Origin of the sequence: Actinomyces sp. oral taxon 175 str. F0384 (assembly GCF_000223355.1) — a bacterium.
GTDB classification, from domain to species: Bacteria; Actinomycetota; Actinomycetes; order Actinomycetales; family Actinomycetaceae; genus Actinomyces; species Actinomyces oris.
Genome location: NZ_AFUR01000001.1, coordinates 445,445 through 463,207 on the forward strand (window position 1 = coordinate 445,445; position 17,763 = coordinate 463,207).

The 17,763-nt window shown below is 68.3% G+C and carries 15 protein-coding genes; 12 read left to right on the forward strand and 3 right to left on the reverse strand.

All coding sequences use genetic code 11. The features are described from left to right. Window positions 1-21: 21 nt before the first annotated feature. Window positions 22-1,059 (reverse strand): ketopantoate reductase family protein, encoded by a 1,038-nt coding sequence (locus tag HMPREF9058_RS01805; protein ID WP_009406080.1) that lies wholly within the window; start codon window positions 1,057-1,059, stop codon window positions 22-24. Window positions 1,060-1,273: 214 nt separating this feature from the next. Here HMPREF9058_RS01805 and HMPREF9058_RS12905 point away from each other — a divergent pair, with 214 nt between their 5' ends. Together HMPREF9058_RS12905 and HMPREF9058_RS12910 are read left to right on the forward strand one after the other, a co-directional pair. Continuing rightward, the gene (locus HMPREF9058_RS12905; RefSeq protein WP_254654031.1) at window positions 1,274-1,780 is read left to right on the forward strand and encodes a helix-turn-helix domain-containing protein; all 507 of its coding nucleotides are present in this window, start codon (window positions 1,274-1,276) and stop codon (window positions 1,778-1,780) included. 28 nt (window positions 1,781-1,808) lie between these two features. Continuing rightward, window positions 1,809-2,873: an alpha/beta fold hydrolase gene (locus tag HMPREF9058_RS12910; protein ID WP_139018962.1), complete on the forward strand. Its 1,065-nt coding sequence runs from the start codon at window positions 1,809-1,811 to the stop codon at window positions 2,871-2,873. 541 nt (window positions 2,874-3,414) lie between these two features. Here HMPREF9058_RS12910 and coaA read toward each other — a convergent pair. Continuing rightward, window positions 3,415-4,398: a type I pantothenate kinase gene (coaA, locus tag HMPREF9058_RS01815; RefSeq protein ID WP_043537571.1), complete on the reverse strand. Its 984-nt coding sequence runs from the start codon at window positions 4,396-4,398 to the stop codon at window positions 3,415-3,417. 172 nt (window positions 4,399-4,570) lie between these two features. On the opposite strand from coaA, the gene glmS reads away from it, so the two are divergent. Beyond that, window positions 4,571-6,475 carry a glutamine--fructose-6-phosphate transaminase (isomerizing) gene (glmS, locus tag HMPREF9058_RS01820; protein WP_009406268.1) on the forward strand — a complete coding sequence of 635 codons (1,905 nt, stop codon included), beginning with the start codon at window positions 4,571-4,573 and terminating at the stop codon, window positions 6,473-6,475. Window positions 6,476-6,563: 88 nt separating this feature from the next. On the opposite strand, the gene HMPREF9058_RS01825 is transcribed toward glmS, so the two are convergent. Further along, complete coding sequence (locus HMPREF9058_RS01825) at window positions 6,564-7,043, reverse strand: holo-ACP synthase (RefSeq protein ID WP_009747565.1); 480 nt, start codon at window positions 7,041-7,043, stop codon at window positions 6,564-6,566. Between the two features lie 197 nt (window positions 7,044-7,240). Here HMPREF9058_RS01825 and HMPREF9058_RS01830 point away from each other — a divergent pair, with 197 nt between their 5' ends. The 9 genes from HMPREF9058_RS01830 to HMPREF9058_RS01870 all read left to right on the forward strand — a co-directional run bounded on the left by HMPREF9058_RS01830 (window position 7,241) and on the right by HMPREF9058_RS01870 (window position 17,683). Then, window positions 7,241-9,151 carry a bifunctional ADP-dependent NAD(P)H-hydrate dehydratase/NAD(P)H-hydrate epimerase gene (locus HMPREF9058_RS01830; RefSeq protein WP_009405485.1) on the forward strand — a complete coding sequence of 637 codons (1,911 nt, stop codon included), beginning with the start codon at window positions 7,241-7,243 and terminating at the stop codon, window positions 9,149-9,151. 121 nt (window positions 9,152-9,272) lie between these two features. Beyond that, window positions 9,273-10,589, forward strand: coding sequence for an alanine racemase (gene alr, locus HMPREF9058_RS01835; protein ID WP_009747331.1), 1,317 nt, complete (start codon window positions 9,273-9,275; stop codon window positions 10,587-10,589). Window positions 10,590-10,669: 80 nt separating this feature from the next. Then, window positions 10,670-11,308 carry a tRNA (adenosine(37)-N6)-threonylcarbamoyltransferase complex ATPase subunit type 1 TsaE gene (gene tsaE, locus HMPREF9058_RS01840; RefSeq protein WP_009405776.1) on the forward strand — a complete coding sequence of 213 codons (639 nt, stop codon included), beginning with the start codon at window positions 10,670-10,672 and terminating at the stop codon, window positions 11,306-11,308. Beyond that, on the forward strand, window positions 11,305-12,363 hold the full coding sequence (locus HMPREF9058_RS01845) for a hypothetical protein (RefSeq protein WP_009747455.1): 1,059 nt from the start codon (window positions 11,305-11,307) through the stop codon (window positions 12,361-12,363). Before tsaE ends, HMPREF9058_RS01845 begins: the two co-directional genes overlap by 4 nt. 9 nt (window positions 12,364-12,372) lie before the next feature. Next, entirely contained in the window at window positions 12,373-13,131 is a 759-nt protein-coding gene (tsaB, locus tag HMPREF9058_RS01850) for a tRNA (adenosine(37)-N6)-threonylcarbamoyltransferase complex dimerization subunit type 1 TsaB (protein ID WP_009406223.1), read from the forward strand. A 25-nt stretch (window positions 13,132-13,156) separates the two neighbouring features. Further along, a complete protein-coding gene (locus HMPREF9058_RS01855; protein ID WP_009747566.1) occupies window positions 13,157-13,762 on the forward strand; it encodes a GNAT family N-acetyltransferase in 606 nt (201 codons plus the stop codon). Window positions 13,763-14,150: 388 nt separating this feature from the next. Beyond that, window positions 14,151-14,903 carry a succinate dehydrogenase cytochrome b subunit gene (locus tag HMPREF9058_RS01860; protein ID WP_175284683.1) on the forward strand — a complete coding sequence of 251 codons (753 nt, stop codon included), beginning with the start codon at window positions 14,151-14,153 and terminating at the stop codon, window positions 14,901-14,903. Between the two features lie 12 nt (window positions 14,904-14,915). Further along, complete coding sequence (locus HMPREF9058_RS01865) at window positions 14,916-16,916, forward strand: fumarate reductase/succinate dehydrogenase flavoprotein subunit (RefSeq protein WP_009405554.1); 2,001 nt, start codon at window positions 14,916-14,918, stop codon at window positions 16,914-16,916. Further along, window positions 16,913-17,683 (forward strand): succinate dehydrogenase/fumarate reductase iron-sulfur subunit, encoded by a 771-nt coding sequence (locus HMPREF9058_RS01870; protein WP_003785183.1) that lies wholly within the window; start codon window positions 16,913-16,915, stop codon window positions 17,681-17,683. Before HMPREF9058_RS01865 ends, HMPREF9058_RS01870 begins: the two co-directional genes overlap by 4 nt. Window positions 17,684-17,763 lie beyond the last annotated feature (80 nt).

Sequence of the window (17,763 nt, forward strand, 5' to 3'; positions counted from 1 at the left end):
TCACTGCGACGTCACTCGGTTTCACGCCGTTTCGTTCCGTCCACGGACCATGCCAGGTAGGTGCTGATCGTGACGGGTGGCCTTGTCTTGGGCCGCCTCGTAGCTTCTGTAGAAGATGGGCGCAGGGACTCCGTTGGTCCGGCCCTGCTCGTAGACGGTCCGGCACACGAACAACAGGTCAGCGGTGTTGCCATGCAGTGTCATGATCCGTCGGGTGAGGAGATTCCTGGCGAACATCCGCTTCATGAGGGGTGCGGACACGGCGGTCGGCAGCCGGTAGACGAGCATCTCGCTGCGGTAGCGCCTCAGATCAACGCTGCGCGAGGCCACGATCCTCGATGCTTCCCGGATCGCCTTGACCACCCGGGCGAGCATCCTGGTAGAGCCCATGAGCTGCTCGGCGGCGCGCGTCGTGTCCTCGACGTCGCCGTACATTGCTGCCACGGCACCGACACCGGCGTTGATCGCCATATGCAGCCAGATCCACTCGAGCATGTCATGGGGGCGCTCGAGGCTGATGCCGCAGGAGCCGAACAGCGCCTCCACCCTCTCGTAGCCCGGGAAACGGGCTTTGTCGCGCCGCTCCAGCATGACGTGGTCGAAGACGCAGCAGGTGAGCCGTTCTCCCGTGATGCTCCCGCCCGCCACCGGGTACCCCAGAAGGACATCGCGGCCGGCCATTAAACGGTCGAGCTCCTCGCGTTCTCCCCAGAATCCGCAGAACAGAAGCACAGGTCCCTCGATCCCACCCGTACGGAGGCCGGCCATTGCCTCGGCGATCCTGCCCTGCGGCACCGAGACCACGATGAGGTCGTAGCTCGTGTGTCCCCGGTGGTGAACGGTGTACTGGTCCTGGGACAGCGAGCCTTTCGGGTCACGCCTGCCATCGAGGATCTCGACCTCGAGCGAGCTGACTGAGGCCCTCGTACTGCTTTGCCGCACCAGGTGCTCGACGTGGTGACCGGCCTTCTGAAAAAGGTATCCGTAGGTTGTCCCGATGACTTCGAGGCCGACGACGAGGATGCTCATCGGAGCCGTGCGGGTTTCCTGTGCTGTCATGACCTTGAGTCTGCTGCCCTCCGGTTTCAGACCGCCTTCACGGCGGCTTCAGGGACGGGCGCTCAGGACTTGCGCAGCAGGACCCGGCTCATGCGGTGCTCGGCGTCCTTGGTCAGGACCAGGGTGGCCCGTCCCAGGAAGGTCGTCAGATCAGGACTGGTGAAGAGTGGGTTCTGGTGGGATTCAAACAGGGGTGGATGCCACTATTTTTAACATGCAAACCTCATTTTGTCTGTATTGTTTGATTGACGACCGTGGTGTGCTGTTTTATTATTTGTTTATGATTAGTAGCAACATCGCCACCTTGCGCAAAAAGCGTCGCTGGACTCAGGAAACGTTGGCAAACAAGGTTGGTGTCTCTCGACAGACCATTGCCAAGTGGGAGGCTCCGGGTGGTAATCCCGACATTTCCTCATGCGTTCGGTTGGCGCAGGTGTTCGATGTTGCGATCGACGATCTTGTCAACGGTGACACTTCATTGGTTGCCATGCTTGATCGCCCCGGTAAATACATATTTGGCACCGTTGTGATCGATCAGGATGGGAGGCTTACGCTTCCAGTACGTGCCAGAAAGGTTTTCAACATTAAGGCTGGTGATGAGCTCCTACTGATTGGCGACATCGACCGGGGGCTCGCCTTGATGGATACGCAGTTCTTTGTGCAGGCTGCTCGTCATGTGGAGGGGGACCATCGTGCGGCACATGACAATACTGAAAACTAAGCGAAAGAGGGTGCGTGTGCTGATAATAATGTGCGCCGTGCTTGGCCTGCTCGGAGGAGGTGTGACTTATTATGCTCATCGAAATATGACGTATGATCGGGCTGCGGAGGCAGTTGTTCGTCGTGCTGGTTATATCGAAAAGCAGGTAATGCTGCCGAGTGGTGCGATCATTCACTATGGTGAGGGGCCGGACAATGGTTCGCCGCTCATGTTGGTCCACGGCCAGCAAACAACGTGGAAGGACTATAGTGCAGTGCTTGGAGAACTATCTCAACGCTATCACGTGTTTGCGGTCGACTGTTATGGCCATGGTGGATCGAGTAAAAATCCGGCAGATTATACGGCGATCAAGAATGCGATTGATTTCGTGTGGTTTATCCAGCATGTCGTCAAGTCTCCAGTCTTGATCTCCGGTCACTCTTCGGGAGGTCTGTTGGCGACCATCGTTGCCGCCAGGGCTCCGCAGCTTGTCACTGGTTTGTTGATTGAGGATGCGCCATTCTTTGCGACTGAACCTGGAAGGGCTGAGAAGACATTTGCTTGGCTCGGGTTTCGCGATATGCATCGTTTTTTGCGAAGCGGTGAACGAAATTTCACCCGCTACTCGCTTGAGCACACCTATCTTGCGCAAGTTCTTGGGCAAAAGAACTTTGATGTGTTTGTTAAGCGTCCTGCCCTCGATTACATGAGGCGCCACCCTGGCGAAATACCGCGCCTTTGGTATTATCCTCCTGAGCTGCATGTCAATGAGTTCTTCGACTTGACGGCTAACTTGCAGGATGGTACGGGCGCCTATGACTTACGATTTGGTGAGACCTTCTATGATTTCTCGTGGTTTGCTGGTTTTAATCAGGCGGAGACACTGAAGGATGTTCGCTGTCCGTCAATAATTTTGCATGCTGCTCATCCATCAAATATGCAGGGCTACTATGATGGTCGTGGGGTGCTGCTCGGTGCTATGGATGATCGTGATGCGTCGCGTGTCCACTCGCTTCTCTCTCGTGGCACTCTAGTTGACAACGTTAAAAGCGGTCATGATATTCATTCTGAACAACCTGAGGTTTTTATCAAGGCTGTCGATGATCTTCGTTAATCATGTGGAAGGAATGGGGTGGGAGTGTTTTCTGAGAATTTAGCTCGGTGCCGCCATTGCGGTGTTAACGCTGGGTGCTGCACTGGACTCTCCGGGGAATCGGCATGTTGGTGTCCCCATCGGTGATAATGGGACTTTCGAACCTCAGATCGCGTGAACGCGAACCTTGGAATCATGCGGTTTTGCTTCGTCAGCGTGAGAATGATCCAAGCCTTTGTCGCCGATGTGGACATCCTTGGCTCTCCGTCGGGTTGCTGACGGCGCACGCTTGATGTCGGTTCGGGCATGTTCCTCTTCTGGTGCGGTCCATTCCACGAGGGTGGGGATCTACTGGCCAGGGGTTGTGCGCACTGCACGAAGGTCCCACCTACCGGGAGTGCACTCGACCCTCCCGCAGTAGTACCCGACCCTCGTACAGTGCACGCCCAAGGCCAGTAGGGAGGCTGCGGGTGACCCGACTCGCCCTTTCCAGCGAACCGACCGCCGATGTCCCACCCCAGGCGGCTCGCCCCACGGGAGCCTCGCGCGTGAGGACGAGGAATCAGGACTTGCGCAGCAGGACCCGGCTCATGCGGTGCTCGGCGTCCTTGGTCAGGACCAGGGTGGCCCGCCCTCGGGTGGGGGCGATGTTCTCGCGCAGGTTGACCAGGTTGACGCTTTCCCAGATCTCGTTCGCTCCAGCCAGGGCCACGTCGTCGGGGATCTCGGCGAAGCGCCGGAAGTAGGAGCCCGGCTGGGTGAAGGCCGTGTGCTTGAGGGTGAGAAACCGGTCCAGGTACCAGCGGCGGATGTCGTCGGGGTCGGCGTCGACGTAGATCGAGAAGTCGATGAAGTCGCTCACCGCCAGCGCCGAGGCCCCCGGCCGCGATCCCCGCGGGGCGGGCTGGAGCACGTTGAGTCCCTCCAGCACGAGAATGTCGGGGCGCTCCACCGTCACGTGCCGGTCCGGGACGATGTCGTAGACCGTGTGGGAGTAGACGGGCGCCTGGACGCGCTCGCTGCCGGACTTCACCGCCGCGACGAACTCCAGCAGGGCGCGACGGTCGTAGGACTCGGGAAATCCCTTGCGGGCCATGAGTCCGCGCTCCTCAAGGACCCGGTTGGGCAGCAGGAAGCCGTCGGTGGTCACCAGGTCCACCCTGGGCGTGTCCGGGAAGCGGGCGAGCAGGTGGGCGATGAGGCGCGCCGTCGTCGACTTGCCCACGGCGACCGACCCGGCCACCGCGACGATGAAAGGCGTGGGCGGCTCCGCCACCCCCAGGAAAGCGCCGGTGCGGTGTGCCCGCTCACGCGAGGTGGCGATGTAGTCCTCCAGCAGCGCCGTCAAAGGTCGGTAGACGGCGTCGACCTCGGCCAGGTCGATGGGGTCGCCCAGTCCCCGCAGCTTCTCGACATCGGCCTGGGTCAGCGGCAGCGGCGCCGAGGACGCCAGGGCGGACCACTGGTCCCGGTCCAGCTCGATGTAGGGCGAGGCGCCCGGAATACCCAGGTCACTCGGGTCGCTCAGCTCGGATGTCACCGACACAGTGTCGCAAATGAAGACGCCCGGCGGACAATCCCCGAGGAACGAATGGGGCCCGTCGGGGTGTCGGTGGGGTGCCGGCGGGGAATGGGATCACGCAGAGATCACGCCGAGATCACATCGACGTGTGCCTGCGCTCGTTGTCAACGCCGCGCCGGCATGATTCGATCGGAGCATGTGTGGAATTGTCGGCCACGTCGGCCCTCTGAGTGAAACTGGTTCCTCCCGTTCCCTGACCGTTCTCATGGATGGCCTCGGCCGTCTGGAGTACCGCGGCTACGACTCTGCGGGCGTCGCGCTGGTGGGGCCCTCCGGCCTGGATGTCGTCAAGGAGGCGGGCAAGCTCTCCGGGCTGCGCGCCATCCTGGAGGCCACCCCGCCGGCTCCCGCCACCGCGGGCATCGGACACACCCGCTGGGCCACCCACGGCGGCCCGACGACGGCCAACGCCCACCCCCACCGCGCCGGCCACCTCGCCGTGGTCCACAACGGCATCATCGAGAACTTCCGTCCGCTGCGCGAGGAGGTCGAGGCCGCCGGGCGCGAGCTCCTCTCCGACACCGACACCGAGGTCGTCGCCCACGTCCTGGACATCGACTTCACCTCCCGTCTGCGCCAGGACCCGTCCGCCGCCTCCGACCCGACCCGGGTCGCCGACCTCCTGGTCGCCTCGATGCAGGCCGTCACCGCCCGCCTCGAGGGCGCCTTCGCGCTGCTGGCCGTCACCGACCTGGCCCCCGCGGCGATCGTCGCCGCCCGCCGCTCCAGCCCCCTGGTCATCGGCCTGGGCGAGGGCGAGAACTTCCTGGGCAGCGACGTCGCCGCCTTCGTCGCCTTCACCAAGAAGGCCGCCGAGGTCGACGACGACCAGGTCCTCCTGCTGACCGCCGACGCCGTCCACGTCTGGGACAAGGACGGTAACGCCGTCGAGCCCAAGACCTGGGAGGTCTCCTGGGACGCCTCCGCAGCCGTCAAGGGCGGCTACGACACCTTCATGGACAAGGAGATCCACGAGCAGCCCACCGCCGTGGCCGACACCCTGCGCGGCCGCGTCGACGAGCGCGGTGAGCTCCAGCTCGACGAGATGCGCATTGACCCCGCCGTCCTGCGCAGCGTCGACAAGATCATCGTCATCGCCTGCGGCACCGCCGCCTACGCTGGGCATGTCGCCAAGTACGCCATCGAGCACTGGTGCCGCATCCCCGTGGAGGTCGAGCTCGCCCACGAGTTCCGCTACCGCGACCCGGTCGTCAGCGAGAAGACCCTGACCGTGGCCATCTCCCAGTCCGGCGAGACCATGGACACCATCCAGGCCGTGCGTCACGCCCGCGAGCAGGGCAGCAAGGTCCTGGCCATCGTCAATACCTACGGCTCGACCATCGCCCGCGAGGCCGACGCCGTCCTCTACACCCACGCCGGCCCGGAGGTCGCCGTGGCCTCCACCAAGGCCTTCCTCGCCCAGATCACCGCCTGCTACCTGCTGGGGCTCTACCTGGCCCAGCTGCGCGGCAACAAGTGGCCCGACGAGGTCGCCGAGTACCTGGACAACCTCGCCGCCATGCCGGACCGCATCCAGCACGTCCTGGACCACGAGGAGGCCCGCGTGCGTGAGCTGGGCTCCGAGCTGGCGGACAAGTCCTCCTTCCTGTTCCTGGGCCGCCACGTCGGCTTCCCGGTGGCGCTGGAAGGGGCGCTCAAGCTCAAGGAGCTCGCCTACGTCCACGCGGAGGGCTTCGCCGCCGGTGAGCTCAAGCACGGCCCGATCGCGCTCATCGAGGAGGGTCTTCCGGTCTTCGTCATCGTGCCCACCCCGCGCCGCCCTGTCCTGCACGACAAGGTCATCTCCAACATCCAGGAGATCCGGGCCCGCGGCGCGCGCACCATCGTCATCGCGGAGGAGGGGGATACCGACGTCGAGCCCTTTGCCGACCACATCATCCGGATGCCCGTCACCCCCACGATCCTGTGGCCACTGCTGACCGTGGTGCCGCTGCAGATCTTCGCCGCTGCGCTGGCCGGGGCCAAGGGGCTGGATATCGACCAGCCGCGCAACCTGGCCAAGTCCGTCACCGTCGAGTAGGACCGACGCCGAGACGTCGACTCGGCCCTTAACTCGCCCCGCAACGGCGCCGAGCCCGCAGTCCGGGCTCGGCGCCGTCGTCTACCGTCTACAGGGCGGGGCGCAGGGACCGGATCTGCTGCTTCGTGCGGGCCTGTGAGCGCTGAGAGGACAGAGTCAGGTCGTCGTCGTTGTCGACGTGATCGGCCTGGGCGACGACGAAGGCCTGGGCCATACCACCGTCGTGGGCCAGGGAGATGTGCCAGTGGCCGATGCCGGCCTGGCGGGCGGCCATCGCGGCCGCCCCGGTCAGGCGCAGGCGCGGTGGGGTGCCGGGCGTGGAGGTCACCTCGATGTCCTGGTACTCCCACCCCTGGGGCGCGTCCAGCCCGAGCTCGGCGTAGGCCGAACCCAGGGCCTTGAGAACCGCCTCCTTGGCCGCCAGGCGCGCCCCGAGTGAGGCGGCCCGCTTCTGGCAGGCGGCCAGCTCGGCGGGGGTGAAGAGCCGCTCGCGCAGGCCGGGTACCCGGTCCATGTAGCCTTCGAGGCGGGGGATATCAACCAGGTCGGTCCCTACAGCGCGGATCACTCGGCCATTGTGCCGGGTGAGCGGGTAGCGCGAGGGGTGAACGCGCCACCAATTCTGGAAGAGACAACTTCTTGGCGCGTGGCCGCGGACGGGCAATGCGGGCCGGCGGCCACCCGCGAGGTCTTGCTCTGTGAAACTGCCCGTCTCAAAGCCGTGTTGGAGGGGCGAGGAGAGCGGAGCGGAGGACAATGGGTCGGATGAGTGACCTCAACGACCTCCCGCGTTCCCACGACGTCACCGACCCCACCACCTGCGCCTGGCCCGCTCAGGAGATAGCGGCCGCGGAGGCCCCTGTCACCGCAGGCACCGACCGCTACATGAGAGCCGCCGCCCACGCGGTGGCCCGGGCGGCGCTGCGCGAGCTGCGCCAAGGAACCGGCAATGCGGGCGCCGCGGTGGCCCCCGCCCGGCCGGTTCCGGCGCCGTTGACCTTGATGAGCCCCATGGGGGTGGCCGCCACCCCAGCCTCACCGCTGTCCCCGGCGACGCCGCTGGGAGGAGCAGGTGAGACGGCGGGGACGCAGACCGGCCCCGGATGGATCTCCGGGGCCCCGGTACTCCTCTTAGTCGGCGGCGGCCACAACGGGGCCGACACCCTCCTGGCTGGAGGTCTGCTCGCCCACAGCGGCTGCGCGGTCAGCGCCGTGCTCGCCACCGAGCACCCCCATCCCGTCGCCCTGGAGGAGGCCCGCGGCCACGGCGTCACCATTCACGGCGCCGGCTACCGCAGTGACGACGGAACCGGCCAGGACTCCGCCGAGGCCATGGCCGCTATCGAGGCCTTCCTCGTCCACGGCGGACTCGTCCTCGACGGGCTCACCGGCATCGGCGCCACCGGGGCGCTGCGACCTGAAGCCGCCGCCCTCATCGCCCCGCTCATCGCCGCCGGCGAGCCGGGGCGTCGCCCGCTGCGAGTCATCGCCGTCGACCTGCCCAGCGGAACCGGCGTCGACGACGGCACAGTGAGTGGCCCGGTCCTGGCCGCCGACCGCACCGTCACCTTCACCTGCCTCAAGGGATGCCAGTGCCTGCCCCCGGCCCGGCACCTGTGTGGCGTCGTCGACGTCGTCCCCCTCGGACTGCCCGCGCCCACGAGCCGGCCCCTGGCCCGCCGCCCCGTCGACGGCGCCCTGGGCGACTACCTGAACCGCGCTGTTGGCGAGCCCGGGCCCGATGACCACAAGTACACCCGCGGCGTGGTCGGCCTGTGGGCCGGCAGCGAGTCCTACCCTGGCGCCGCCGTCCTGGCCGCCAGCGGCGCGGTACGCGCCGGCGCCGGCATGGTGCGCCTGTCCGCCCCCAGACGCGTGGAGGACCTCGTCCTGGCCGCCCGCCCCGAGGTCGTTCCCGCCGCCGGACGCGTTCAGGCGCTCGTCCTGGGGCCGGGCATCGACCCCGCTGACACCGCCAGGGCCGATGAGGTGCGGACCGTACTCGCCTCCACCCTGGGTCCCTGCGGCAAAGACCGGCAGTGCCCCACCCGGGTCCCCACCGTCGTCGACGCCGGCGCCCTGAGCATCCTGCCCGAGCTCCTCACCGAGGACCTGGGATGCACGCCGTTGCACGTGCTGACCCCGCACGCCGGAGAGGCCGCCGCGCTGCTGAGCACGCTGCCGGACAAGGGGGCGCCGACGCGGGAGACCCGTCGCTGGAGCCGCGAGCGCGTCGAAGCCCACCCGGGGCTCGCCGCCCGCGAGATCTGCCACCGCACCGGCGCCACCGTCCTGCTCAAGGGGGCCACCACCCTCATCGCCGCGCCGCAGCGCCCCCTGGTCAGCGTGGACGGAGGACCCGGTTGGATGGCGAGCGCCGGAAGCGGGGACGTGCTGGCCGGCATCCTTGGAGCCGTCCTGGCCGGCGCGGCCGCCCGCTGGGAGCAGAGCGCGCCGGACGCCTCCGGGGTGGACCCGGTCCTGGACGCGCTGGTCGACTCGGTGGCCGCCGGAGTTAGGCTGCACGCGCTCGCGGGGGCCTATGCCGCAGCAAGCCCGCAGGGCGCCGGGGGAGCGGGGACCGGCGGGCACCCGATCGCCGCCCTGGACATCGCCGCTGCCCTCGGCCCGGCCCGCCTCGAGCTCAACTGGCTCCAGGCGGTGCCCCACGCCTGAGACGCGTCAGCCACGCGGTATCCGTCAGGACTCCTGACCGGAGGCGTGCGCCAGGAAACAGCGGCGCTACCGGCCCCAGTGCGACAATCGCGCCGTGACCACCTCCTTGGACTCAGCCGCAATGCCCCCGTCCGCCGCTCCGCGCCCGGCAGTCGCCCAGTGCGCGCCACCGCCGGCGGCCACTACCTCGCGGGCCGTCGTCGACCTGGCGGCCGTGGCTCACAACGGGCGGCGCCTGGCGCAGGTGGCGGGCGTGCCGTGGATGGCCGTGGTCAAGGCCGACGCCTACGGTCACGGGCTGGGGCCGGTCGCTCTGACGGCCCTGTCGGCGGGAGCCTCCTGGCTGGGGGTGGCCCAGCTCGCCGAGGCCCTGACCCTGCGTGCCCTTCTGGACGAGGCCGGTGTGAGCCGCCCGGCGGGGGAGCCCACCTCGCAGGCCCCCCGGCTCCTCACCTGGCTCCTGCCCGTCATGGAGCCTGACCAAGCGGCCGCCGAAAACTCGCCCCTGCGTGCCGCCCTGGCGGCCGACCTGGACCTGTCGGTCTCCACCCTGCCCCAGCTCGAGGCCCTGTCGGCGGCGGCCCGGGCGCAGGGGAGGGCGGCGCGTCTCCATCTCAAGGTCGACACCGGCATGTCGCGCGGCGGCGCCACCGCCGAGGAGCTGCCCGCCCTGGCCGCCGCGCTGAGGCGGGCCGCGGATGAGGGAACGGTCGACGTCGTCGGCCTGTGGTCGCACCTGTCGCGCGCCGACGAGCCGGCCAGCGGCTCCACCGAGGAGCACCTGGAGCGCTTCCGGCAGGCCGAGCAGGTCGTCCTCGCCGCCGGCCTCAACCCACCCACTCACCACCTCGCCGCCACCGGAGGACTCCTGTGGCACCCGCAGGCCCGCATGGACCTGGTGCGCGCAGGCATCGGCCTGTACGGGCTGAGTCCCGACCCCTCCGTGGCCACCGGCGCCGAGCTCGGGCTGCGGCCCGCCATGCGCCTGGAGTCCCCGCTGGTGCAGGTCAAGCGCATCGAGGCCGGGCAGGCCGTCTCCTACGGTGGGACCTGGAGCGCCCCCACTGATCGCTGGGTGGGGCTCGTGCCCCTGGGCTACTCCGACGGCATCCCGCGCGCCGCCAGCTCCGCCGGTCCCGTGGGAGTCGGCAGCCTCATGACCTCCATCGTGGGGCGGGTGTGCATGGACCAGGTGGTCATCGACCTCGGCCCGGCCGTGGACGAGACCGGCGCGCCCCTGCCGGCACCGGCCCGGGTCGGGGACACCGCCGTGCTCTGGGGAGCCCCCGCGGTATCAGACCAGGAGGCCGTCCCCACCGCGGACGACTGGGCGCAGGCCTGCGGCACCATCAACTACGAGATCGTGACCCGGTTGGGAGCTCGTGTCCCGCGCTGCTACATCGGGGAACCCGGCACCGGCGACTACTCTCGACCCTAGACGGCAGACGTCGGATATCGCCGGTCCCCACCGGGCAGACCGGCTCCACTATCGGATCCATGCACGGAAGAGGAGGGAATATGAGCCCAGCGCCGCACACACCGCAGACCGCCCCCGGGATCACCGTCGCCACCGGCGACGCCGACGAGACCCGGGCACTGGGGGCCCGCCTGGCCCGCCTGCTGCGCGCCGGCGACCTCGTGATGCTCTCCGGCGGGCTGGGGGCCGGCAAGACCACGCTTGCCCAGGGCATCGGTGCGGCCCTTGAGGTGCGCGGCCGGGTCTCCTCACCCACCTTCATCATCGCCCGCGTGCACCCCGCCCTGTCCGACGGCCCCGACCTCATCCACGTCGACGCCTACCGAATCACCTCCCTGGAGGAGATCGACGCCCTCGACCTGGACTCCTCCCTGGATCGCGCCGTCACCCTGGTCGAGTGGGGCGAGGAGAAGGTCGAGGCCCTGAGCCCCGACCGCCTGGAGATCCAGGTGATGCGCCCCCACGGTGCCGTGCGCGCCGAGCTCCCGCAGCCCGAGGAGGCCCCCGCCGGGGCGGAGTCTCCCGCCGGCTCGGTGGCCGGGGAGCCGGTCGTGGACCTTGGCGAGGTCGACGACGGCAACCGGACGATCATCGTGCGCGCCGTCGGTCCGCGCTGGGCCGACGTCGACCTGAGCCCACTGGGCACAGACGCCTCCTGCCAGCCGGGAGCGCCGCTGTGAACACTCCCGCCACCGTGGCGCCGGTCCGCAACGCCATCCCCATCCAGTCCGCTCAGTGCTCCCGGTGTCCCCGGCGTCCTCGGCGCCTGCTCCTGCCGGCTGCGGCGGTGACGCTCCTGGGTGTCTGCCTCCTGGCCCCGGGGCCGGCCCGCGCCGTTGCCGACACCGGCCCCCGCCCCGTGCCGATCACATCGGCCGGCGGCGTGACAGGAGTCGCAGCCGACGCCGACTCGCGCGACGAGGCCAAGGCGCTCATGGAGAGCGAGTGCGTGGCGCAGGTGCGTCAGAGCACCGGTGAGCAGGGCGAGATCACGGTGGGTGATCCGCGCAGCGTCTACACCTGGGCCTCCGGCTTCCTCGACGGCTCCCAGCCCTCCGCCCAACCCGTCGACACCGGAGACTGGGCTGCGACCGTCTCCTCGGGCGGCAAGCCTGTCGGTCTTCTCGAGGTGGTCCACGACAAGGGGCACGCCACCTGCACCCCCGTCTTCGACGACGACCTGGCCACCGACGTCGACCAGATGGGCGAGGCCCACCTCGTCCACGACCGCAACGCCAACGCCTGGTACTCGCTGAGCGGCACCACGGTGACGGCGATGGGGGAGGCCGCCACGCGGCGCCTGGCCGGCCCCATCGAGCTGCGCGACTACGGAGAGATCCTGCGTGAACGCGCCGGATCCAAGCCCAAGACCTCCGCAGGGCAGAGCGAGGAGCGCTCCACCACGGGGGGCTGGGCGATCTGGGGGCCGGTCCTGGCGGTCGTCGTCGTCGGGATCGTCACCGTCATCATCACGGTCCGTCACGAGCGCAAGGTGACTGCCCCGCTGCGCCAGGCCCGCAACCGCGCAGACATGGCCGAGCGCGCCGACCGGCTCAGCCGGGACGAGTCCGACACCCAGGGCGCCGCAGTACGCCGGGGTATCCCCCGCGCCGCCATCGACCTGTCCCTCCTGGGGGACGGGGCCGAGGACGACGCCGATGCGACCGCCGGTGAGACCCTGGGGGACACGATCCCCGAGAGCCGCGTCAACCTGCCGCGAGACCCGAGGGCATAGGCTGGTCCGGTGCGAATCCTCTCCATTGACTCCTCCCTGGGGACTCAGGTCGCGGTCGTCGATGCCGTCCCCTCCGCCGCCGGCGCACGCGCCCTGCAGGTGCTGAGCCAGGACGAACAGACCGATACCCGCCGTCACGCCGAGTCCCTCGGACAGATGCTCTCCCGGGCTCTGTCGGCTCCCGAGGCGGCCGAGCGCCCGCTGGACGCCGTGGTCGCCGCCACCGGGCCGGCCCCCTTCACCGGACTGCGCGCGGGTCTGGTGACGGCCGGGGTCGTCGGGCGCACCCGGGGCGTCCCCGTCCACGGGGTCTCCAGCCTCGACGCCGTCGCCCGCCGCGCCCTGGATGAGCTCGGAGCCCAGGAGGGGCAGACGGGGCCGGTCGTCCTGGTCGCCACCGACGCCCGCAGGCGCGAGGTCTATACGGCACTCTTCCGCGCCAACGGTCCCGACGACGTCACCCGCCTGACCGAGATCATCGTCTGCCCCCCGGCCCAGGTCGCCCAGCGCCTCGCCGAGCAGGCACCGGGGCAGGACAAGGGGAGTGGAGGCATCGACGTCGTGGCCGGCTCCGGTGCCTCCCTCTACCCCGAGCTGGCGGAGATGGCCTCCTGCCAGAAGGCCCTAGCCCCAGTCTCCGGCGACGCCCTGACCCAGGTGCGCATCGCCCTGGCCCGCCTCGAGCGCGGCGAGGAGCTGAGCACACAGCCGCTCTACCTGCGCCACGCCGACGTGCAGATGCCTGCCGCTCGCAAGCGCGTGCGCTGACCCCGGGGCGAAGAAGGACACTGAGGTGCCCGAGGCGACCGGAGCGGGCCGGGCCCCAGGTCTGCGGGAGATGGCGGCGGGGGACCTGGAGGCCGTCGCCCGACTCGAGGGCGAGCTCTTCGGAGCCGAGGCCTGGAGCCGTGACCTGCTGGCCGCCGAGCTGGAGGCCTCCCACGGGCCGATGGCGGACCGCCGCTACGTCGTCGTCGAGTCCGAAGAGAGCGATGGCGACGGTGACGCCTATGACGCCGCGGATCGCGCTGTTGGAACCGGGTCGCACGGGCCACGGCTCCTGGGCTACGCCGGGCTCTACCACGCCGGTGGGCTGACCAGTGCGGACCTGCTGACCATCGCCACCATCCCGGCCGCGCGCGGACGAGGGATCGCCTCCCTCATGCTCACCGAGCTCGTCTCCACCGCCCGAGAGATGAGCTGCCCCGATGTCCTGCTGGAGGTGCGCCAGTCCAACGAGGCCGCCCAGCGGCTCTACACCAGGCACGGATTCGTTCCCATTGGCCGGCGCCGCCGCTACTACCAGGCGCCGCCGGAGGACGCCGTGGTCATGCGGCTGACTCTGCGCCCGCGCCCGGGGCCGGTGGGGGCCGAGGCCGGTGATCCCAGCGGGGTCTGAGTCCGTGGGGCGACTCACCGGGAGCAAGCTCCAGAGTCCGACTGGACGGATTGCGCTGGGCCTGAAGAAGCAGATGGATGCTGCAGCGACCGGAGATAAACATGGGCCGCGGGAGGACAAGCGGCGAGTGTCGGCCACTTCACAGATTTGTCTGACGCCCCCGTGACGAAAAGGTGGCCCCAGACAGTGGCGTCAGCATATTCCGCGGCGTTGAATGACGAATCGAGACCCGGTGAGATCCCCAGGATTCCGCGGATCGTCACACCAACGTCGCTGGTGGGGCCGCAGATGGCACCTACGGGACCTGGTGCCCGGCTAGCCTTCTGCCGTGGCCAAAACATCTGCTCCTTCCCTGAAGAGGCGGACCGCCTTCTCCACGACCGTCTTCATGAAGCGCATGATGGCGATCTCGGGACTGGTGTTCCTGTTCTTCGTCCTCTTCCACGCCTACGGCAACCTGCACTACTTCGAGGGTGAGGTCGCCTACGATCACTACGCCGTGTTCCTGCGAGCACTGCTGGTGCCGATCATGCCCTACGGCGGTGTCCTGTGGATCCTCCGCCTGGCTCTCATCGCCTGCCTCCTGGCGCACGCCGGCAGCGCCTTCCACCTGTGGGCGCGCAACAAGCGGGCCCGCGGCAACGACAAGTACGCCGTCAAGAAGCCCGGCGCCGAGTACTTCGCCTCCCGCTACGCCATGCGCACCATGCGCTGGGGCGGCGTCATCCTCCTGCTGTTCATCATCTGGCACATCCTGCAGTACACCACCCTGTCACTGACGCCGGGGGGACACTACGTGCACGGACGGGCCTACCTCAACATGTACTACGGCTTCCAGCTGTGGTGGGTGTGGCTCATCTACGCGGTCGCTCTGGCCGCCCTGTGCCTGCACGTCTGGCACGGCGTGTGGTCCGCCCTGCAGACGCTGGGCGCGGTGCGGGGGAACACCGTCCCCTTCATCCGGCTGATCGCCTTCGTGCTGGCCTTCGCGCTGTTCGCCGCCTTCATGGCTGTTCCGACGGCGATCCTCTTCGGCTATGTCGATGCCCCCATGGCCACTGGCGACTACTACCCGCAGTTCTGTGACGCGATCGGCTCCTCCGCCGAGCACTTCGCCGAGTGTGCTACGGCGACCCACTGAGAGTGAACGACTATGACTGAACTCATCGACGGCCTGTACTACGAGGGCGAGAAGATCGCCGACACCAAGGCCCCCCACTCCGTCCCGATCGACCGGCGCTGGGAGCAGCGCAAGTTCGAGGCCAAGCTGGTCAACCCCGCCAACCGCCGCAAGCTGGACATCATCGTCGTCGGCTCCGGCCTGGCCGGCGGCGCCGCGGCCGCCTCGCTGGGCGAGCAGGGCTACAACGTCAAGGTCTTCTTCTACCAGGACTCGGCCCGCCGCGCGCACTCCATCGCCGCCCAGGGCGGTATCAACGCCGCGAAGAACTACCGCAACGACGGGGACTCCGTCTACCGGCTCTTCTACGACACGGTCAAGGGCGGTGACTACCGCGCCCGCGAGGACAACGTCTACCGCCTGGCGGAGGTCAGCGCCAACATCATCGACCAGTGCGTGGCCCAGGGTGTCCCCTTCGCCCGCGAATACGGAGGTCTGCTGGACAACCGTTCCTTCGGTGGCGTGCAGGTCTCCCGTACCTTCTACGCCCGCGGCCAGACCGGCCAGCAGCTCCTCATCGGTGCCTATCAGGCCCTCGAGCGTCAGGTGCACGCCGGCACGGTCAAGGAGTTCCGTCGCCACGAGATGGTCGAGCTCATCATCGTCGACGGTCGCGCCCGTGGCATCGTCACCCGCGACATGGTCTCCGGGAAGATCGAGACCCACCTGGCCGACGCCGTCGTGCTGGCCAGTGGCGGCTACGGCAACGTGTTCTTCCTGTCGACCAACGCGATGGGCTGCAACGCCACCGCCGTGTGGCGCGCGCACCGCAAGGGCGCCTACTTCGCCAACCCCTGCTACACGCAGATCCACCCCACCTGCATCCCGCAGTCCGGGGACTTCCAGTCCAAGCTCACCCTCATGAGTGAGTCCCTGCGCAACGACGGACGCATCTGGGTGCCCAAGAAGGCCGAGGACTGCGACAAGGACCCGCGCGACATCCCCGAGGAGGCGCGCGACTACTACCTCGAGCGCATCTACCCGGCCTTCGGCAACCTCGTGCCGCGCGACATCGCCTCCCGCCAGGCCAAGAACATGTGCGACGAGGGTCGCGGCGTGGGACCGGCCATCAAGGAGCGCGACGCCAACGGCAACGAGCGGATGATGCGTCGCGGCGTCTACCTGGACTTCTCCGAGGCCATCAGCCGCCTGGGCAAGGACGCCGTCTCGGCCCGTTACGGCAACCTGTTCGAGATGTACCAGCGCATCACCGGGGATGACCCCTACGAGGTCCCCATGCGCATCTACCCCGCCGTGCACTACACGATGGGTGGCCTGTGGGTGGACTACGACCTGGAGTCCAACGTTCCGGGCCTCTACATCGCCGGAGAGGCCAACTTCTCCGACCACGGCGCCAACCGCCTGGGTGCCTCCGCCCTCATGCAGGGGCTGGCCGACGGCTACTTCGTCCTGCCCGACACCATGAACGACTACCTGGCGGACATGCTGCGCCTGGGCAAGGTCGACCCCAACGCCCCGGAGATCGCCGAGGCCAAGCGCTCCGTCGAGGAGCGCGTCGCCCGCCTCATGGCTCTTCGCGGCACCCGCAGTGTGGACGACTTCCACATGGCCCTGGGCCGCATCATGTGGGAGTACTGCGGCATGGAACGGCGCGATGCCGGGCTGCGCGACGCCATCAAGCAGATCCGGGCCCTCAAGGAGGAGTTCTGGCGCGACGCCCGCATCACGGGTCAGGCCGACGAGCTCAACCAGGCCCTGGAGAAGGCCGGCCGACTGCTGGACTTCTTCGAGCTGGCCGAGCTCATGTGCATCGACGCCCTGCACCGGCGGGAGTCCTGCGGTGGCCACTTCCGGGCGGAGTCCCAGACTCCCGAGGGTGAGGCCCTGCGGCACGATGACGAGTTCCTCTACGTCGCCGCCTGGGAGTGGGGCGGGGAGAACCGGCCGCCGATCCTCCACAAGGAGGACCTCGTCTACAAGGACATCGAGCTCAAGCAGCGGAGTTACAAGTGAACATCAAGCTCAAGATCTGGCGCCAGAAGAACAAGGACTCGAAGGGCCACTTCGAGGAGTACGCCATGAGCGGGATCGAGGAGCACATGAGCTTCCTCGAGGTCCTCGACCTGCTCAACGAGCAGCTCTTCGCCGAGGGCAAGGAGCCGGTGGCCTTCGACTCCGACTGCCGCGAGGGCATCTGCGGTCAGTGCGGTGTGGTCATCAACGGGCAGGCCCACGGGCCCATCCGCTCGACCACCTGCCAGCTGCACATGCGCCACCTGGCGGAGGACCCCTCCTTCAAGGACGGCTCCACCATCACGATCGAACCGTGGCGCTCCACCGGCTTCCCGGTGCTGCGCGACCTCATCGTGGACCGCTCCGCCCTGGACCGCATCGTCCAGGCCGGTGGCTACATCTCGGTCAACACCGGTGGGGCCCCGGAGGCCCACTCGGTGCCCGTGCAGAAGGAGAAGGCCGACGCCGCCTTCGAGGCCGCCGCCTGCATCGGCTGCGGTGCCTGCGTGGCGGCGTGCCCAAACGCCTCGGCCATGCTGTTCACCGGTGCGAAGATCTCGCACCTGGGTCTGCTGCCGCAGGGTCAGCCCGAGCGCCTGGCTCGCGTGGTGAGCATGCTCAACCAGCACGACGCCGAGGGCTTCGGCGGCTGCACGAACATCGGCGAGTGCGCGGCCGTGTGCCCCAAGTCGGTTCCGCTCGAGGTCATCTCGCGCCTCAACCGGGATCTCGGCCACGCCCTGTGGAAGGGCCAGCACGCCCACTGATCCACCCGCCTCACTCCATACCGAGCCGGGCACTTCTCGCGTCGTCCTCCAAACATTCTGTCGGGGATCGCGAAAAGTGC

Excerpts from the sequence above, each read along its gene's own strand:
- HMPREF9058_RS01805 (WP_009406080.1), bottom strand. The coding sequence starts at position 1,059 with ATGACAGCACAGGAAACCCGCACGGCTCCGATGAGCATCCTCGTCGTC.
- HMPREF9058_RS12905 (WP_254654031.1), top strand. The coding sequence starts at position 1,274 with ATGCAAACCTCATTTTGTCTGTATTGTTTGATTGACGACCGTGGTGTG.
- HMPREF9058_RS12910 (WP_139018962.1), top strand. The coding sequence starts at position 1,809 with ATGTGCGCCGTGCTTGGCCTGCTCGGAGGAGGTGTGACTTATTATGCT.
- glmS (WP_009406268.1), top strand. The coding sequence starts at position 4,571 with ATGTGTGGAATTGTCGGCCACGTCGGCCCTCTGAGTGAAACTGGTTCC.
- HMPREF9058_RS01830 (WP_009405485.1), top strand. The coding sequence starts at position 7,241 with ATGAGTGACCTCAACGACCTCCCGCGTTCCCACGACGTCACCGACCCC.
- alr (WP_009747331.1), top strand. The coding sequence starts at position 9,273 with ATGCCCCCGTCCGCCGCTCCGCGCCCGGCAGTCGCCCAGTGCGCGCCA.
- tsaE (WP_009405776.1), top strand. The coding sequence starts at position 10,670 with ATGAGCCCAGCGCCGCACACACCGCAGACCGCCCCCGGGATCACCGTC.
- HMPREF9058_RS01860 (WP_175284683.1), top strand. The coding sequence starts at position 14,151 with ATGAAGCGCATGATGGCGATCTCGGGACTGGTGTTCCTGTTCTTCGTC.
- HMPREF9058_RS01865 (WP_009405554.1), top strand. The coding sequence starts at position 14,916 with ATGACTGAACTCATCGACGGCCTGTACTACGAGGGCGAGAAGATCGCC.